1 rRNA gene is annotated in these 441 nt (G+C 54.6%); it reads right to left on the bottom strand.

The annotated features are described in order from the left end of the window. Positions 1-441, bottom strand: a 16S ribosomal RNA gene (locus ACTHS3_RS16990); the annotation flags it as partial.

The raw sequence follows: 441 nt of genomic DNA, 5'->3' as shown, positions 1-441 counted from the left end.
GACTACTAGGGTATCTAATCCTGTTTGCTCCCCACGCTTTCGCACCTCAGCGTCAGTATCGAGCCAGTGAGCCGCCTTCGCCACTGGTGTTCCTCCGAATATCTACGAATTTCACCTCTACACTCGGAATTCCACTCACCTCTCTCGACCTCAAGACCAGGAGTTTCAAAGGCAGTTCCAAGGTTGAGCCCTGGGATTTCACCTCTGACTTTCCGGTCCGCCTACGTGCGCTTTACGCCCAGTAATTCCGAACAACGCTAGCCCCCTCCGTATTACCGCGGCTGCTGGCACGGAGTTAGCCGGGGCTTCTTCTGTGGGTACCGTCATTATCTTCCCCACTGAAAGATCTTTACAACCCTAAGGCCTTCATCGATCACGCGGCATGGCTAGATCAGGGTTTCCCCCATTGTCTAAGATTCCCCACTGCTGCCTCCCGTAGGC

Source organism: Neisseria sp. P0009.S007 (genome assembly GCF_051962515.1).
This window is presented reverse-complemented; position numbering and strand designations above follow the sequence as displayed.